This is a genomic window from Desulfocicer niacini, from assembly GCF_054657595.1.
On sequence record NZ_BAAHYK010000033.1, the window covers coordinates 57,430 to 72,784 of the forward strand.

Annotated in this window: 16 protein-coding genes; 7 read left to right on the top strand and 9 right to left on the bottom strand. The window is 46.1% G+C overall.

Features of this window, described 5'->3' with window-relative positions; translation table 11 throughout:
* Window positions 1–20: 20 nt before the first annotated feature.
* Window positions 21–842 carry a carboxylating nicotinate-nucleotide diphosphorylase gene (nadC, locus tag ACYQ2M_RS17185; RefSeq protein WP_459917599.1) on the bottom strand — a complete coding sequence of 274 codons (822 nt, stop codon included), beginning with the start codon at window positions 840–842 and terminating at the stop codon, window positions 21–23.
* Window positions 843–1,346: 504 nt separating this feature from the next.
* Here nadC and ACYQ2M_RS17190 point away from each other — a divergent pair.
* From ACYQ2M_RS17190 to ACYQ2M_RS17210, 5 genes are read left to right on the top strand one after another with little or no spacing between them, the layout of a single operon-like run.
* Window positions 1,347–2,192 (top strand): phosphate/phosphite/phosphonate ABC transporter substrate-binding protein, encoded by an 846-nt coding sequence (locus ACYQ2M_RS17190; protein ID WP_459917600.1) that lies wholly within the window; start codon window positions 1,347–1,349, stop codon window positions 2,190–2,192.
* A gap of 2 nt (window positions 2,193–2,194) precedes the next feature.
* Window positions 2,195–4,681 carry a response regulator gene (locus ACYQ2M_RS17195; protein WP_459917601.1) on the top strand — a complete coding sequence of 829 codons (2,487 nt, stop codon included), beginning with the start codon at window positions 2,195–2,197 and terminating at the stop codon, window positions 4,679–4,681.
* A 10-nt stretch (window positions 4,682–4,691) separates the two neighbouring features.
* Window positions 4,692–5,621: an ABC transporter substrate-binding protein gene (locus tag ACYQ2M_RS17200; protein WP_459917602.1), complete on the top strand. Its 930-nt coding sequence runs from the start codon at window positions 4,692–4,694 to the stop codon at window positions 5,619–5,621.
* A 13-nt stretch (window positions 5,622–5,634) separates the two neighbouring features.
* Window positions 5,635–6,369: an ABC transporter ATP-binding protein gene (locus ACYQ2M_RS17205; RefSeq protein WP_459917603.1), complete on the top strand. Its 735-nt coding sequence runs from the start codon at window positions 5,635–5,637 to the stop codon at window positions 6,367–6,369.
* A complete protein-coding gene (locus tag ACYQ2M_RS17210; RefSeq protein ID WP_459917604.1) occupies window positions 6,366–7,112 on the top strand; it encodes an ABC transporter permease in 747 nt (248 codons plus the stop codon). Before ACYQ2M_RS17205 ends, ACYQ2M_RS17210 begins: the two co-directional genes overlap by 4 nt.
* A 59-nt stretch (window positions 7,113–7,171) precedes the next feature.
* Here the strand turns inward: ACYQ2M_RS17210 and ACYQ2M_RS17215 are convergent, their stop codons facing one another.
* From ACYQ2M_RS17215 to ACYQ2M_RS17245, 7 genes are all read right to left on the bottom strand, one after another.
* Window positions 7,172–7,465 carry a hypothetical protein gene (locus ACYQ2M_RS17215; RefSeq protein WP_459917605.1) on the bottom strand — a complete coding sequence of 98 codons (294 nt, stop codon included), beginning with the start codon at window positions 7,463–7,465 and terminating at the stop codon, window positions 7,172–7,174.
* Window positions 7,398–7,706: a hypothetical protein gene (locus tag ACYQ2M_RS17220; RefSeq protein ID WP_459917606.1), complete on the bottom strand. Its 309-nt coding sequence runs from the start codon at window positions 7,704–7,706 to the stop codon at window positions 7,398–7,400. Before ACYQ2M_RS17220 ends, ACYQ2M_RS17215 begins: the two co-directional genes overlap by 68 nt.
* A 53-nt stretch (window positions 7,707–7,759) precedes the next feature.
* Window positions 7,760–8,497, bottom strand: coding sequence for an amino acid ABC transporter ATP-binding protein (locus ACYQ2M_RS17225; protein ID WP_459917607.1), 738 nt, complete (start codon window positions 8,495–8,497; stop codon window positions 7,760–7,762).
* Window positions 8,490–9,161: an amino acid ABC transporter permease gene (locus tag ACYQ2M_RS17230; RefSeq protein WP_459917608.1), complete on the bottom strand. Its 672-nt coding sequence runs from the start codon at window positions 9,159–9,161 to the stop codon at window positions 8,490–8,492. The genes ACYQ2M_RS17225 and ACYQ2M_RS17230 overlap by 8 nt, the downstream gene beginning before the upstream one ends.
* Entirely contained in the window at window positions 9,158–9,880 is a 723-nt protein-coding gene (locus ACYQ2M_RS17235) for an amino acid ABC transporter permease (RefSeq protein ID WP_459917609.1), read from the bottom strand. The genes ACYQ2M_RS17230 and ACYQ2M_RS17235 overlap by 4 nt, the downstream gene beginning before the upstream one ends.
* A 29-nt stretch (window positions 9,881–9,909) precedes the next feature.
* Window positions 9,910–10,812 (bottom strand): transporter substrate-binding domain-containing protein, encoded by a 903-nt coding sequence (locus ACYQ2M_RS17240; protein WP_459917610.1) that lies wholly within the window; start codon window positions 10,810–10,812, stop codon window positions 9,910–9,912.
* Between the two features lie 220 nt (window positions 10,813–11,032).
* Window positions 11,033–11,452, bottom strand: a complete 420-nt coding sequence (locus ACYQ2M_RS17245) for a rhodanese-like domain-containing protein (RefSeq protein WP_459917611.1) — start codon at window positions 11,450–11,452, stop codon at window positions 11,033–11,035.
* Window positions 11,453–11,995: 543 nt separating this feature from the next.
* Here ACYQ2M_RS17245 and ACYQ2M_RS17250 point away from each other — a divergent pair.
* Complete coding sequence (locus ACYQ2M_RS17250) at window positions 11,996–13,813, top strand: radical SAM protein (protein ID WP_459917612.1); 1,818 nt, start codon at window positions 11,996–11,998, stop codon at window positions 13,811–13,813.
* A 25-nt stretch (window positions 13,814–13,838) separates the two neighbouring features.
* A complete protein-coding gene (locus ACYQ2M_RS17255) occupies window positions 13,839–14,504 on the top strand; it encodes a class I SAM-dependent methyltransferase (RefSeq protein ID WP_459917613.1) in 666 nt (221 codons plus the stop codon).
* A 168-nt stretch (window positions 14,505–14,672) separates the two neighbouring features.
* Here the strand turns inward: ACYQ2M_RS17255 and ACYQ2M_RS17260 are convergent, their stop codons facing one another.
* Window positions 14,673–15,131, bottom strand: coding sequence for a macro domain-containing protein (locus tag ACYQ2M_RS17260; RefSeq protein ID WP_459917614.1), 459 nt, complete (start codon window positions 15,129–15,131; stop codon window positions 14,673–14,675).
* Window positions 15,132–15,355 lie beyond the last annotated feature (224 nt).

Consider the following 15,355-nt stretch of genomic DNA (forward strand, 5'->3'; position numbering starts at 1 on the left):
CAAGACCGGCGCATCGCGTATCAGGCAGACATCTTTTTAATAGAAAAATCAAACACGGTTACAGAATGGGTCAAGGCACCCACGGAAATATAATCCACACCGGTGCCGGAGACTGCCTCCATGCGAGAAAGGTCCATGTTTCCAGAGGCCTCTGTTTCAACCCGGCCATTGATCAACTCCACAGCCCGGGTCATGGTGGGAATATCCATATTGTCCAGCATGATCACATCAACACCCGCCAAGATGGCTTGGGAAACCTCTCCAAGGGTGCGGGTTTCCACCTCCACCTTGAACTGATTTCCCCATCTACGCCGGACCTTTTTAACTGCAGCCTCAATGCCCCCGGCCCCATCAATATGATTGTCCTTGATCATCACCATGTCATGAAGGCCCATGCGATGATTACTCCCCCCACCACAGGTCACGGCATATTTCTGCAGACTGCGCCATCCGGGCAGGGTCTTACGGGTATCCAGAAGTCTGGTTTTCCCGGACAATGCGTTGACATATTCCCGGGTCCGTGTGGCAATGCCACTTAAATGAGAAATAAAATTCAAGGCCACCCGTTCCGCCCGTAAAATACTTTGGATCCGCCCGGATATCCGGGCCACCTTATCGCCGGATTGCAGTCCATCCCCATCGCCAAAAAACCATTCAACAAGACAGGTTTCATCAATACAGGCAAAGGCTTTTTCAAAACAGTCCACACCGCAGAGAACTCCCGGCTGTTTTGCCACCAGGCAGTAAACATCCGTCTGATCATCAAAAACAGCGTCACTGGTGACATCCCCCCGGGTTCCCAAATCTTCTTCAAAGGCCATTTTTAAAAGGCTATCAAACACATGTTCCTCCCCATGGCAGAGCGTTGTTCCCAACTGCTGCCAGCTGTAAACCCGATGATTCTATATATCAATACAAATCTGAAGAATCTTTACCCATTTATTGCACAAAAATCAACAGATGAACACGATTCCTCCAAAAAACAAGATCTTTGTCTTCAAAACGTACCAATATTGCTGTGCACCCTATTTAAATTAAGGAAATTGGCCATAACATGGATCGCTTCGGGGGGGCAGCTCTTTTGAATTAATACTTGCTTCACATGAAGCGCCCATTTATGCTAGTCTCAAATTGATGCGTTACGGGCTTGATCACAACAACTGATATTAAAGTCGATGCCTGACAATCATACATTGCATTCAATCAAACCCTGGAGTTAAAGGTATAGGAACGAACCCGTCAACAGGATTTTTCGAGATTAATGACAAGTTCGGCCACTCTGGGGTGGGTTCAGTGTTGCAAAACCGGCCAGCAAAAACTTGAACATCGAATTGAGGGAAAAATAAATGAGAATTAAAATCATCACCTGTTTTTTATTCCTGTTTTTATCGAACCTGTCCCATGCAGACACCTATAAGCTTGCGGTTTATCCCTCCAATCATCCCCAAAAGCTGATCATCCCCATGAAACTCATGGCTGAATATCTCACCCAGGAAAGTGGTGATAAATTCATTGCGGTTGTGACAAGGGATTATCTTGAATTATCCGAACGTCTAAAAAACAAATCTGTCCAGCTGGCATGGATAAACCCCATTAATTACATCAAAATGAAAGCAGAAAATTCAACCTTGCAATATGTCGCCACCTATATGGAAAGAAACAATGAAACCGGAAAAATCACCCCCTACTATGAATCTTTCATTATCTCTTTAAAATCCTCCTATTTCAAAACAGTTTTTGATGCAGAAAATAAAAAATTCGCGTTTACCGATCCTGGTTCTACTTCGGGGTATGCCTTTCCCAACATGATGCTCCTCAGTAAAAAAATAACCCCGAGCACATTCTTCCAAAAAGTGTTTTATCTTAAAAAACATGACCGGGTTATTGAAGCCCTGGTGAAAGGGTCAATAGATATGGGGGCGGTTTCAGACGGCACATACTACTCTGCCGTAAAAAAATACGGTGATATTTTTACGGTTATTGAAAAATCAAAACCGATTCCCCTTGATCCCATTGTGGCACCGGACAATGTTTCCGAAGAAAAGATTCTCTTATATCAACAAATTTTAAAGGTCATGCCTGAAAATCACCCATTTAATCAATCCATGAAAGAAAACCTTGGCTGGGATGCAGCCGGGTTTGATATAAAAGATGATCAATTCTATGACTCTATGAGGCGGGCATTAAATTAAATATGTCTTTATACACCAAAATATTGTCGGTTGCGTTACTGCCTTTGATTATTCTCTTCAGTATTGGTTTACTCCAGATACAAACCACCGTTGAAAATTATAGTTCAGCCCTGAACCGTAATTATGAGCTCAAAATGGCAGGGGTTCAAAAAAGTATCAATCAAATTATTTCCCAAATGGAAACAGCAGCATCGGTCCTTTCAGAATCAGAAGAGATATCCAGAGCACTGCAAAAGGCGGACAATGAGACGCTTTTTGATATGAGTAACAATTTCATCAATCCCATTGATTCAGTTATATTTGCAGATATTTCCGGTCTGGTGATTGCCAGGGCACCGGATGAATATCGGTTTGGGGACACCATTACGCCGGAAAAATATTTCGATGTCACCATGAACAACGGAAAATTCTTAGGCGTTGCAAATATTGATGGGTCGGCAAGTTTTGTCCTTTCAAAAAGCATCAAACAATACGATGATATTATTGTTGGAATGGTGTGTATTGCCGTTCATATCACACCGAATTTTTTAAAATCTTTCTCCGACAATTCCCAGATCATTGTGGAAGTTGTCGTCAATGACCAGTCGATTAAAAGTACAGTCGAAAAGATCCCTTTTGTCCATAAAACTTCCATGGAAGATGTATTTATAAGGCAACCGGATAACAGGATTAAATTCAATCTTTTTTTTGGTGAAGACCGCTATTACACAGAATTGTTGAGCATGAGAAAATATCTTTATGCCAGCAGTATCTTTGCAGTGTTAATTTTAAGCGGCTGTCTGGTACTGATTTTAAATCGTCAATTAAAGCCATACTCAGCAATTGTTGGGTTGATATACAGCCATGCTGACAAAGAAATTGACTCCCAGGCACTGAAAGCCCAACTATTACAGATAAAACAGGCCACAGGAGAGCCCATTTCAAAAATTGCCGACTCACTCATTAAAATGCTGGATGTCATTGATAAAAATTTCAAACGCTATAAAAGTGCCCAGCGAATGGGACAGGTGGGCAATTGGGAATATGATCTGGCAACAAAAAACTTCTGGGGATCGGATGAAACCAAACGAATTTATGGATTTGATCCTGAAAGCAAACATTTTACAACAGATGAAGTGGAAAAATGTATCCCAAAACGACAACCGGTTCATCAGGCACTTATTGATCTTCTAGAAAAAAACAAGCCCTATGATCTTGAATTTGAGATTCATCCGGCGAACGGGGGAAACCGAAAATTCATCAAATCCATTGCAGAACTCGAGCTGGATGAAGCAGGTCAGCCACGTAAAGTGCTGGGTGTGGTTCAGGATATTACCCAGCGAAAAGCAGAAGAACTGGAAAAACAGTACCTTGAAGTAAAACTGCTTCAAGCCCAGAAAATCAAGGCCATCGGTACCCTTGCCGGCGGTATCGCCCACGATTTCAATAATATTTTATATCCCATTATCGGGTTTACGGAAATGTCCATGCAGGATCTGCCGGAAAATCATCCTGTTCAGGAAAATCTGCAGAATATTCTTCAAGGAGGCAAAAGGGCTGCTGACCTGGTAAAACAGATCCTTGCTTTCAGTAATCAAAGGGATCTGGAACATAAACCAATGGCTGTGCAAAGCATTATCGCAGAGACGTTAAAACTGTTGCGATCAATTATTCCATCCAATATTCTCATTGAAAAGAACCTTCCGGAAAATGATATTTATATTTTTGCCAACAGCACTGAAGTTCAAGAAGTTATCATGAATGTCTGCACAAATGCCTATCATGCCATGGAAGCAACCGGTGGTGTCCTTCGCTTGGGTTTGGAAAAAACACCGCCTGGGAGTGCATTGACAAATGAAAATGGCAGATATTGCTGCCTGAGCATATGTGATACGGGTACTGGCATTTCACCGGAGATAATTGATAATATTTATGATCCATACTTCACCACAAAAGAGCAGGGCAAGGGCTCCGGTCTAGGATTATCCGTTGCTCATGGTATTATAAAAAGCTATAAAGGGTCCATTGATATAACGAGTGAAACCGGAAAAGGCACAGCCGTAAAAATATATTTTCCAACAATCCCCAAACCCGATGTAGTAAATCTGCCCCCCGAGGATCAACCCATTAAATCTGGAAATGAAAATATCTTACTGGTGGATGATGAACCCGAAATTGTCAATTTAGGCATCCTTATGCTTGAACGTTCAGGGTACAAAGTCACCGGTAAAACAGACAGTACCGAAGCCCTGGCGTTGTTTAGATCCACCCCCCATGCATTTGATCTTGTCATAACGGATATGACAATGCCGTTATTGCTTGGTACGGAGCTTGCCAGAGAAATGATAAAAATTCGCAACGATATCCCCATATTAATATGCACAGGATTCAGTGAGAGGCTTGATCAAGAGACGCCTGAAAATCTGGGCATTAAGGGCTATATAAATAAACCGGTTTTGATGAAGGAATTAACCGCAGCGGTTAGAAACATTCTTGATGAAGTGAATTGAGGAAGCCCAGATGATAAAAGAAATAAACAATAGAAATCTAAAAAAACAGATGGGTCATGTCTGGGTGCTTGCGGTGTTTTTTTCACTGGCTGCCGGAATGGTTTCAGCTGAGAGCATCCGCATGGGGATTCTGCCGGTAATTGATACCCTGCCCCTGCAGGTGGGTGTGGTAGAGGGTTATTTCAATGCAGAAAATCTCGACGTTCAACTGATCTCTTTTTCCAGTGCCATGGAAAGGAACACCGCCATGCACAGCGGTCAACTGGATGGATTTTTCGGAGATATGCTGGCAACCTTACTCCTGGTCAAAAATAAAATCCCAGTGCGATTTTTAACCATTTCCTACGCCACCGATAAAAACCAGCGGATGTTCGGGTTAATGTTGGCTCCTGAATTGCCCGTGGGTCGGGAAAAAGACAAACTTACGGTGGCCATTTCCAAAGCATCGATTATTGAATATCTACTGGATCATTTAAAACAGCTCCCGGGAACACATTCAATGCAATGGGACACCGTTGAAATCAAACAAATGCCCCTTCGCGTACAAATGCTGTTAGGTGGTAAGATTGATGCGGCCCTGTTACCTGAACCCTTGGCCTCGCTGGCTGAGAGCAAGGGTGCCAGGCTGGTTGTCACCGACCAGTCCCTTCATATGCCCCTCACCGTCCTGAATATACACCGTGATAAACGCCATCTGGCAGGATCTTTTATGAAAGCCTATGCCAGAGCGGTGAATGCCCTGAACCAAACCCCGGAAAAATATCGAACCTTGATGACAAAGACCTGCAGAATTCCCGGAAACCTGGTGGATCACTTTCCCATGTACCGATATCCGGAACCCCGGATCCCCACCCAGGCTGAAGTACAACAGGTTCAGAACTGGATGTTGAAAAAAGGACTGTTACACGAATCAATACCCTATCAGCGCTTGATTCCATAGACAAAAAAATCCCATGCTAACCGTCAGCAACATATGCAAAACCTTTGGTTCAAAAACCGTTCTAAAGGACATTTCCTTTCAACTGGATGCCCGGGAGACACTTGTTATTTTGGGCCCTTCCGGCTGTGGCAAGACAACCCTGCTCCATCTCATCAGCGGGCTTGAGAAAATTGAAAGCGGGCAGATTCTCATGGATGGCCAGCCCATAACCACACCCATGCCGGATGTGGCTTTGATCCTGCAAAATTATGGCCTGCTGCCCTGGAAAACCAATTTGCAGAATGTGGCCCTGGGATTAAAAATCCAGGGCATTGCCAGAAAAGAACGAAATGCCAGGGCACGGAAAATTTTAGCTGAACTTGGGCTGGCAGGGCGAGAAAACGACTTTCCTTCGGTCATGAGTGGCGGCGAACAGCAACGGGTGGCCATTGCCAGAGCGTATGCCTCCACCCCCCGCCTGCTGCTCATGGATGAACCGTTCTCATCATTGGATGCCATCACCCGGGAAAACCTCCAAGACACCCTGCTGACCACCTGGATTGAGACCTCCGTTCCCTACCTGTTGGTCACCCACAGTGTGGAAGAGGCTGTTTTCCTGGGAAAGCGTATCCTTATTCTTGCTGGCTCTCCGGCATCCATACATGAAATATTCAACAATCCAGGATTTGGGGATATCTCCTACCGGCGATCCAATGCATATTATGAGTTAATTCGATCCATCCGACATAAAATAGGGGAATACTGGTGAAATTTATAAAACGCATCGTCACTCCATATGCAATGACGATTCTGGTGGGTTGCCTGGCATGGAAAATTCTGGCAATACGGCTGTCCCCAAATGTCCTCCCCTATCCGGAAGACGCTATTTACGCATTCCTTACCGCCCTGGTGACACCTGAATTCTGGCACCATTTTGCGGCCAGTGCCTTCAGGGCAGTGATGGCAATGATCATCGGCTGGGGACTGGCCTTTCCCATGGGTATACTCATGGGCAGTTCCCGGCAGTTTGACAAACTTTTCTCCCCGTTTGTATCCATGACATATCCCATTCCCAAGGTGGTTTTGCTGCCCGTGGTTCTGCTGTTGTTCGGGCTGGGGGATCTCTCCAAAATCACCATCATCAGCCTGATTCTGGGATATCAGGTATTGGTGGCCACCAGGGACGGGGTCCGGGGGATTCAACCACAACTCCTTGATTCCATTCGATCCCTTGGGGCCAATAAATGGCAATTGTTTTGGGAAGGATATCTTCCTGCCGCACTTCCCCACGGCTTTACTGCCCTTCGCCTGAATTCAGGGGTCAGTGTGGCGGTCCTGTTTTTTGTTGAATCCTTTGCCACCAATGAAGGCCTGGGATATTTGATCATGGATGCCTGGGGCCAGCTGGATTTTAACGCCATGTTTGTGGGAATTTTTGGCATGAGTCTGCTGGGGGTGATGCTCAATGAAGGCAGCAATTTTCTGGAAAAAATAAGCTGTCCCTGGCATTAATTGAGAATATTGCTGTACCAAAGAGCAATTCAACGATAACTTTCCCAATTTCAAGTCCATTAATCGCTTCGAAGTGTTAGCCTGAGAATCTCGCCAGATGGCCACAGCCGCATGCGTGGTCTCCATATTCCTGTGCCCCTGCATACGATGGTAATCATGCCTTCCACAACATAAAGACCCTTCATCAGGGGATATCGTCTTTTGACCAGATATTCAAAGGGCCATATCTGTCCACCATAGGTGTGGCCAGAGAGCATCAGCCCTGCACCGTCCCTGGCTGCTGTTTCAGCCTGTAACGGGCTGTGTGAAAGAATGATAACTGCACCCGGTGGATGATCTTTCAGACTCGCCATGCCCTTCAAAAATATCACCCAGCAAGACCACAAAATCGGGATTTTCTGCCTGGACCTGGGCCATGCGGGCCGCCAGCCAGTCTTTGTCTATCTGGGACCCCAGGTGAAGATCAGACAGACCCATGATAACGGTTCCATCCATTTCATGGGGCAGGTTGGGAAGGCTCACCTCATAATTTTCCACTACGGGTGGACGCAGGCCCTGAAATAAGGCAGTGGCAGAGAGTATCAGACCCGCCAATAATGCCCACCCCCGGAGGCTTATCTATGGGGTTGTTCGATTCTTTCAACTATTCAAGTTTGATAATTGAGGATTTTGCCCAAAAACTGCCGGGTCCTTTCATGGACCGGATGGTTGAAAAATGCATGGGTATGATTTTTTTCCACAATACTACCTTTATCCATGAACATAATTTCATCGGCCACCTGGCGTGCAAATCCCATTTCATGGGTCACCACGACCATGGTCATCCCCTCTTTGGCCAGATTGGCCATCACCTCAAGGACCTCTCTAATCATCTCCGGGTCCAGGGCAGAGGTGGGTTCGTCAAAAAGCATGACCAAAGGATCCATGGCCAGGGCCCGGGCAATGGCAGCCCGTTGCTGCTGCCCTCCCGAAAGCTGGGCCGGAAATTTGGAAGCCTGATCAAGAATGCCCACCCGCTCAAGCAGCGCCATCCCCTTTTGTTCAGCGCCAGCCCTGGACATTTTATGGACCTTGATGGGCGCCAGAATGAGGTTCTCCAGTATTGTTTTATGGGGGTAGAGTTCAAAATGCTGGAAGACCATTCCAATGCGGGAGCGAAGTGCATAAATATCTGTCGTTCTACCCTGGACCGGGATACCATCCACAAAAACTTCCCCGGCCTGGAATCGTTCCAGACCGTTGATGCACCTGAGAAGGGTGCTTTTCCCTGATCCACTGGGGCCACAAATGACCAAGGTACGGCCACGTTCAATGGTCAAACATACATCTTTCAGAGCTTGGTATTCATGGGAATACCAGAGGCTTACATTTTTTATTTCAATCATGGGAACTTCCCTTGGCCCGAAATTTTATTTCAAGGCGATGACCGGCAAATGTGCCGATGGAGCAAAAAATAAAATAAACCATACCGGCAAACAGATAGAGTTCTATTGACCGGGCCTCCCGGGCATCCACCAGGTTGACCCGGCGTAAAAATTCCCGAAGCCCGATGACATAGGCAAGGGAGGTGTCCTGGAACACCACCACGACATGGTTGACCAATGAGGGAAGCATATTACGCAATGCCTGGGGCAAAATAATATACCTGGCCAGCTGCCCTGGCCGCAGGCCTGTTGCCAGACCGGCACAGTGCTGTTCTCTGGAAACGGACTGTATCCCCGATCGAACGATTTCGGCAAAATAAGATGCCTCGTAAAGGATAAAAGAGAGGACAACCGCAGGCAGTTCACCAAGGGATTTCCCCACAATCACGGGTAACAGGAAATAGATCCAGAAGATCACCAGAATCAAGGGAATTCCCCTGAAAAAATGAACATAAAGGCTGGCAGCGTAGTAGATAAACCGGTTGGAAGACAGGCGCCCCAGACCAAGAACCACTCCCCAGACAAGGCCGCCGCCAATGGCCATCAGAGCAATTTCAAAGGTAAGCCACAGCCCACCGGCCATGTATTGCAGATTATCTGATATAACTGAAAAATCCACGCTCATCCACCTCTCTTAATTAAACCAACAATGCCCATACGTTTTTCCACCTGCCACATTCCCAGAGCGACTGTCTGGGCAATGGCAAGATAGCATAAACTTGCGGCAGTGGTGGTCTCCAGGCCATGCCAGGTAAAGGAATCTATGATATAAGCAGTGTGGGTGATTTCCATGACCCCGATGGTCATGGCCAGGGCGGAATTTTTAAAGCAGGTAAGAAATTCCGTGGTAAACGAGGGGATAATAATCCGAAAGGCATGGGGAAGGATGACATGCAGGTAAACCTGTTGCGGTTTGAGCCCCGTGGCATAGGCGGCCCGGTACTGATCCCGGGGGATGGACAGCAGCCCGGACCTGAATTGCTCGGCCACCCGGGATGCCGTATACAACCCCAGCCCCACGATGCTGCACCAATATGCATAGTCAGGCACATTATCATAAAGCCACGACTGGCCCGCTTTAGGCAGTATAAGGGGGGCGGCAAAATACCAGAAAAAAAGCTGGACCAGAAAGGGAATATTCCTGAACACCAGAACATAGCCCAGGCCCAGAATCTTTAATCCTTTTCCGGGGGCAATTCTGAAGGCAGCGACAACCATTCCCACCACCACAGCCAGGCACCATGCCGCCAGGGACAAGGTCAGGGTAGTCCAGATTCCTCTGAGCATCATTGTCCCGTATGGCTGCTGCCACAAAACGGACCAGTCAAAGGTATAGTTAAGCATAAAAATTAAAAACCCACCGAATGCCCGGTTTATTCCGGGTAACTAAGGGCGTTGAGCAGCACCTTATATTCGGCAGTCATGGGAAGGGGAACCACTCCTTCCGGGCCGAACCATTTTGTGTATAATGCTTCAAAAGTTCCGTCCTTGATCATATGCACCAGAGACGCATTGACAAAATCCCGCCATTCACCCTGGCCTTCGGGAAGAATAAATCCGTAGGGTTCATAAGTCAGGTATTTGCCTACGATTTTCCAGTCTTGGGGCGTCTTTGCCTTGGCACGCATCCCTGCCAATTGGCTGGCATCGGTAAAATAGGCATCAATCTTTCCCTGCTGCAGGGCCAGAAAGCCCTTGTTGTGTTCTTCAAAAAGCATTTTTTGGCAGGCAGGCTTGATAAGACCCTGGGCAATGGCCATGTCCAGTCCCTTGATATTGGCAGTTGAACCGCTTCCCATACCCACCCGTTTTCCGCCGATATCGGAAAATTCTTTTATATCACTATCTTTCGGAACCAGAAGCCGGGTTCCGGTAAGGAAATAAGGTAGGCTGAAATCCACCACCTCTTCCCGGGCAAGGGTAATGGTGGTGGAACCGATACCCATGGCCACCACTCCGTTAGTCACCATTGTGATTCTTGTTTTGGGATTCATGGGATGTTTTATCAGTTTGATGGGTTTATTGAATTTTTTCTCAAGATCCTTGACCACCACGCTTCCCAGGTCCAGCCCAAAACCGCCCCACTCCCCATTTTCATTAATAAAACCAAAGGGAACCGAACCTTCCCTGAACCCCATATGCACCTCACCTGTTTTGCCAATGGTTTCCAGCAAATTTTCATTGCTGGCACAGGCATCTGGAATTTTGGTCATTATTCCAAGCCCCATTACCAGTCCCATGGCAATTATGGTCAGTGTACGCATCATTTTAGCCATATCCACTCCTTTTCCATTGATATTTTTTACTTGATTTTTGTAAATTTAGACGACAACTTGCTTGACATCTTTTGCGTTTCGACTGAGCAGGATTGCGAACCCGGCCTTCTTAAAAAGCACTTTACACTTTCTTAAGGCATTCCCCATTTTCAGAGGCTTTTTCCCAAAAGACTGGTCATGTGAAGGATGCCCGCATCCCGTTTTTACCCAGGCAATGGCCTTATTTGCCAGATTTTAGAAGGTCCTTGTAGGGCCAATCGGCTATCCCGCCTTTCAGAATAAGCAATTTGTCTTCAGGCACATTTTGGGATTTCATGTAATCATAGCAGCGCTTGGCACCACTTCGGCCCCGGGGACAGACCACTATGACAGGTGCCCCTTTAGATATGGATACCGTCACAGCATCATCAATCCGTGCCTTTTCCGCATCGCTTTTAACTGGAAAGGCATAGGTGGCTATAGAACCAGGCAGGTGGTGGGACTCGAACTCTTCCTTGGCCTGGATATCCACAATGGTGACTGGAGCTTGGGTTTCAATCCAGTTTTTTGTCTTTTCCGGGGATATAAAATTGTAATCTGAAGCCAGGGCCGTAGCAGCAATGAGAAAAGAAGCTGCAATGATCAAAACAAATTTTTTCATGTTAATCTCTCTTTTTTTGATTTTTAAATGGGGTGCTTTCATACGTGACATGGTTCAGCATACTACCTGGGAGAAAATCATTATGGCAAATCGTTAGTTCTCATGAATTCTATAGCTGAGATAGAAATGCTCAATAGGCGGTCCAGGCAAACCAGAATAAGGTTCCAGTTTTACACGTTATACAGCATGAAAAAATGAGGCAGGTCCGTGTCCTCCCGTCGGGGTGGAGTCAAATAATCTGACTATACAAGAATGAAGGCTATATTTGATCTATTTGTCTGGCCAAATGCTGGAAATACTTACTAACTGCACACGTTGGAATTCTACCCTATTTCTGTTTCAGGCCTGTCGGAATTCTCAACACCCCCCAATTTTAAAAGCAACTATTGACAGCTTTAACATACATATAGTATATGCACATCCTTATTGATGACATTTATAAACGTCAAATATCGGTTATAAAGTACAAAAAGCAGCATATTGACCAAATGGCAACGGATCTGCAGACCACCGACAACCGGAGACAATATTGGGAGAACGACGATGGGGACTGGAAAGAATTACCCGAATATTTACCAAGCCCGAAAAGAAATTTCAATAAAATGTAATATTTGCGAAATAAACTGTACCATAAAAGAAAAGGGTCTGGGCCAATGCGGCATGTATACCTGTAGTGGCTCTAAAATCCAGGAACGATACCCCGACAGATATCTTGCTGCTGTGGACACGGCCATTGAATCCATGCCCATGGTTCATTATCACCCCAGGGGCATTTTTCTCCAGGTCTGCACCGTGGGCTGTAATTTCAAATGCCAGGGATGTGTCTCGAAAATATTGACGGACCATTTGGGTGCCATTGAAGGCCAATTCCAGGAGATGACCCCCGAAGAGGTTATCCAGAAGGCCCTGTCACTTAACTGCATCGGTGTAATATTCTGTTTTAACGAACCTACGGTCTCCTATTTTACCTTTAAAAGGCTGGCTAAAATGGCCAGGGAAAAAGGGCTGCTGGCCGGGTGTTCAACCAATGGTTATATGACCCAATGGGCCCTGGAAGGATTGATCCCCCACCTGGATTTTGTAAATCTGGGACTCAAAGGAATGAGCCCAAGCGCCTATGAAAATTGCGGGATCACGGACATTGCCCCGATATTGCGAAACATCAAATTGCTTCACCAGAATAAGGTCTATTTTGAAATATCTGCCATTTTCCGGAAGCATCAGGAAGAAGAACTCAAAAAAGCAGGCGAATTCATTGCCTCCCTTTCAAAAAAAATTCCCTTCCAGGTCATGCGCTTCATCCCCTTTGGAAAGGCAACAATCGATATGGAACCCAGTGTCATGGAGGCGGAAACCGTCTGCGAGCAGTTGCGAGGTACACTGGACCACGTATATCTTTTCAATACCCCTGGAACCGATTATCTCAACAGCTATTGTCCGAATTGCGAAGCAGCAATCATGGAGCGGGGATTTTTCGGCCCCATGTGTTCCAACCTTTTCCGGCACCTTCCCCAGGGTCGCTGTGTTTGCGGATTTCAACTGCCGATCCAAGGAAAAATCCATGACAACCAGGTCCGTGAGACCGGATATTTCGGTGGATACCGGACCATCAATGCTTTGGACATGGTTCAATCCCTGTTGAACGTACTGGGAGTTACGGACAAAACCCAATTGGATGCAACGATGCTCCGGGTCATTAAAGAAGGGGTTATCAAAGAGTTATATGAACGCCTGAACCACATCGACGCCTATTTTGATACAATGGATTATTTTGCCACATTGATCGATAGAAAAAAGAATGCAAAGGCATACCGGCAATATGTGGGCACCCGGGTGGCCTACATCAAGGAAAAAACCCAAGAAATAAAGCGCCCCGCTGTTTATGCAACACTTGGCCATCCCCTCATTGCCATGTTTCCGGAAAAAATGGAATCCCGGCTGATAGAAGCGGCCGGGGGCCGTTTGACAAACCGCCTTATTGATAGGGAAAGCCGGCCCGGCATCACCATCACACCGGAGGCCTTTTGCCAGCTGGCCCCCGAAATCATAATTGTTTCCGATGGCGCGGCCTGGCCGAATCGGGATTTTATCTCCCATTGCACCCAAAATGGTCTGGACGTACCGGCAGTGAGGGAAAAGAAAATCTTTCACCTCCACCCCTTTCGCATTTCCACAAACCCCGATTGGATATTGGGACTGATGGCCCTGGCCAATATTATTCATCCTGACATCTTCACTTTTGACCTTCAAAAAGAGGCAGAGGATTTCTATCAAACCTTCTATCAAATGCCATTCAATGGAGGTGATTTTCATGATTTTCCACGGCAACATAAAAAAAACCAGGCCATAGTAAGTCATTAAATGAATAGTAAAAAAGGAGATCCCCATGGAAAAGAACTGGACCCAGACCAAAGAAGCAACCTTTGATAAAAAGGGTGCCATTAAAATGGACCAAATTGCCAAAACAGTGTTCAGCCCCATTTATCCGGTGATTGCAAAGAATGCAATGGCCGTTACCGGAATTTGCCAAGGGAAATGCCTGGATCTGGGAAGCGGACCCGGCATGCTGGCCATGGCCATGGCTAAAGAAGCCCCCCAGATGGAAGTCATTGCCTTTGATTTTTCAGAAGATTCGCGACAAATCGCCATGAAAAATATAGAGCAGGCCCATCTGACCCACCGGATTATCACCATGGCCGGAGACGTTCACGCCATGCCCTTTGAAGACAACCAGGTGGATCTCATCGTCAGCCGGGGTTCCATGTTTTTCTGGAAGGATTTAAAGGATGCCTTTAGCGAGATTTACAGAGTGCTTTCCCCGGGTGGCGCCACCTATATCGGCGGCGGATTTGGAAGCCGTGAACTCAAAAAACAGGTGATTCGAGACATGGCAAAAGTGGACCCGACATGGGATTGCTATGCAAAGAAAAAAACCGGCGATGACGGCATCAAGCGTTTCCAGGAGATGTTTCTGGAACTAAATTGCAGCGCATATCAACTCATTGATGATGAAACAGGGTTCTGGATTGTTCTGAACAAACCTGTTGGTTAAAGAATGAAGTCGTCCTGTAACCGGGGCAATGAACACCCCGGTTCAAGCTATTTTCCCTAAATATCAAAATCAGAATAATATTTATCAACGCATTCTGGGAAGATGCTGTGGCTGAAAGAAGCACTGGATTGATCTGAAGCATGCTTTTCAATTTTCGAATGCCCCTTATCAATCCCTGAGATATTTGACCAGGGTAAAATCTTCGCCCTGCAACTCCTGGTTTATTATTTCGGAAATAACCTGCCAGTCCCCCCCGGCCAGCCCTGCACCAATCAGGGGAAATCCAAATCTTTTTCCGGAAAATTGGGCTTTTAATTTTTTAAAGACACTTCTGATGGCATCATAATCGGCAAGAACCTCTTTGCCACTGTAATGGAACTGGGTATAGGCATTGATGACGGCAAGCTCATGTCCATTTTGCACAAAGTTCGCCTGGGAAAAAGCACCCAATTTGGACCGATCTCCTTTTTCAGTGGCCAGATCTGCCTGAAAGGCTTCTGGAAATTGCATTTTGATGGATCTGGCAATACCTGCGCCCATGGCGCAAAAGCAATTACAGCCGTGGATGATAACATCAAATTTACCTTCCATGGCCAGTTTGATCAAATCGCCGTTCACAATTTTCATTGATTTTCCTCCAAAGGTGCTGTGATTAAATAATTCAGTGAATTTTTACGCCTAATGCGTAGCATGTGGACACTTCAAAAATGGCATTACTATGCCATGTATATGCGCCAAGGGTCAATATTAAGCACTGAAATTACATGATTTATTTTCAGATGCCAAATAATTGGTTTCAACTGGCCGATGTTATAATCAAGGCCGTTATTTCTTGTCGGGTAATTACTTAA

Coding starts and splice junctions, on each gene's coding strand:
- ACYQ2M_RS17190 (WP_459917600.1), top strand. CDS start 1,347: ATGAGAATTAAAATCATCACCTGTTTTTTATTCCTGTTTTTATCGAAC.
- ACYQ2M_RS17195 (WP_459917601.1), top strand. CDS start 2,195: ATGTCTTTATACACCAAAATATTGTCGGTTGCGTTACTGCCTTTGATT.
- ACYQ2M_RS17200 (WP_459917602.1), top strand. CDS start 4,692: ATGATAAAAGAAATAAACAATAGAAATCTAAAAAAACAGATGGGTCAT.
- ACYQ2M_RS17205 (WP_459917603.1), top strand. CDS start 5,635: ATGCTAACCGTCAGCAACATATGCAAAACCTTTGGTTCAAAAACCGTT.
- ACYQ2M_RS17215 (WP_459917605.1), bottom strand. CDS start 7,465: ATGGCGAGTCTGAAAGATCATCCACCGGGTGCAGTTATCATTCTTTCA.
- ACYQ2M_RS17225 (WP_459917607.1), bottom strand. CDS start 8,497: ATGATTGAAATAAAAAATGTAAGCCTCTGGTATTCCCATGAATACCAA.
- ACYQ2M_RS17230 (WP_459917608.1), bottom strand. CDS start 9,161: ATGAGCGTGGATTTTTCAGTTATATCAGATAATCTGCAATACATGGCC.
- ACYQ2M_RS17235 (WP_459917609.1), bottom strand. CDS start 9,880: ATGCTTAACTATACCTTTGACTGGTCCGTTTTGTGGCAGCAGCCATAC.
- ACYQ2M_RS17240 (WP_459917610.1), bottom strand. CDS start 10,812: ATGGCTAAAATGATGCGTACACTGACCATAATTGCCATGGGACTGGTA.
- ACYQ2M_RS17245 (WP_459917611.1), bottom strand. CDS start 11,452: ATGAAAAAATTTGTTTTGATCATTGCAGCTTCTTTTCTCATTGCTGCT.
- ACYQ2M_RS17250 (WP_459917612.1), top strand. CDS start 11,996: ATGGGGACTGGAAAGAATTACCCGAATATTTACCAAGCCCGAAAAGAA.
- ACYQ2M_RS17255 (WP_459917613.1), top strand. CDS start 13,839: ATGGAAAAGAACTGGACCCAGACCAAAGAAGCAACCTTTGATAAAAAG.
- ACYQ2M_RS17260 (WP_459917614.1), bottom strand. CDS start 15,131: ATGAAAATTGTGAACGGCGATTTGATCAAACTGGCCATGGAAGGTAAA.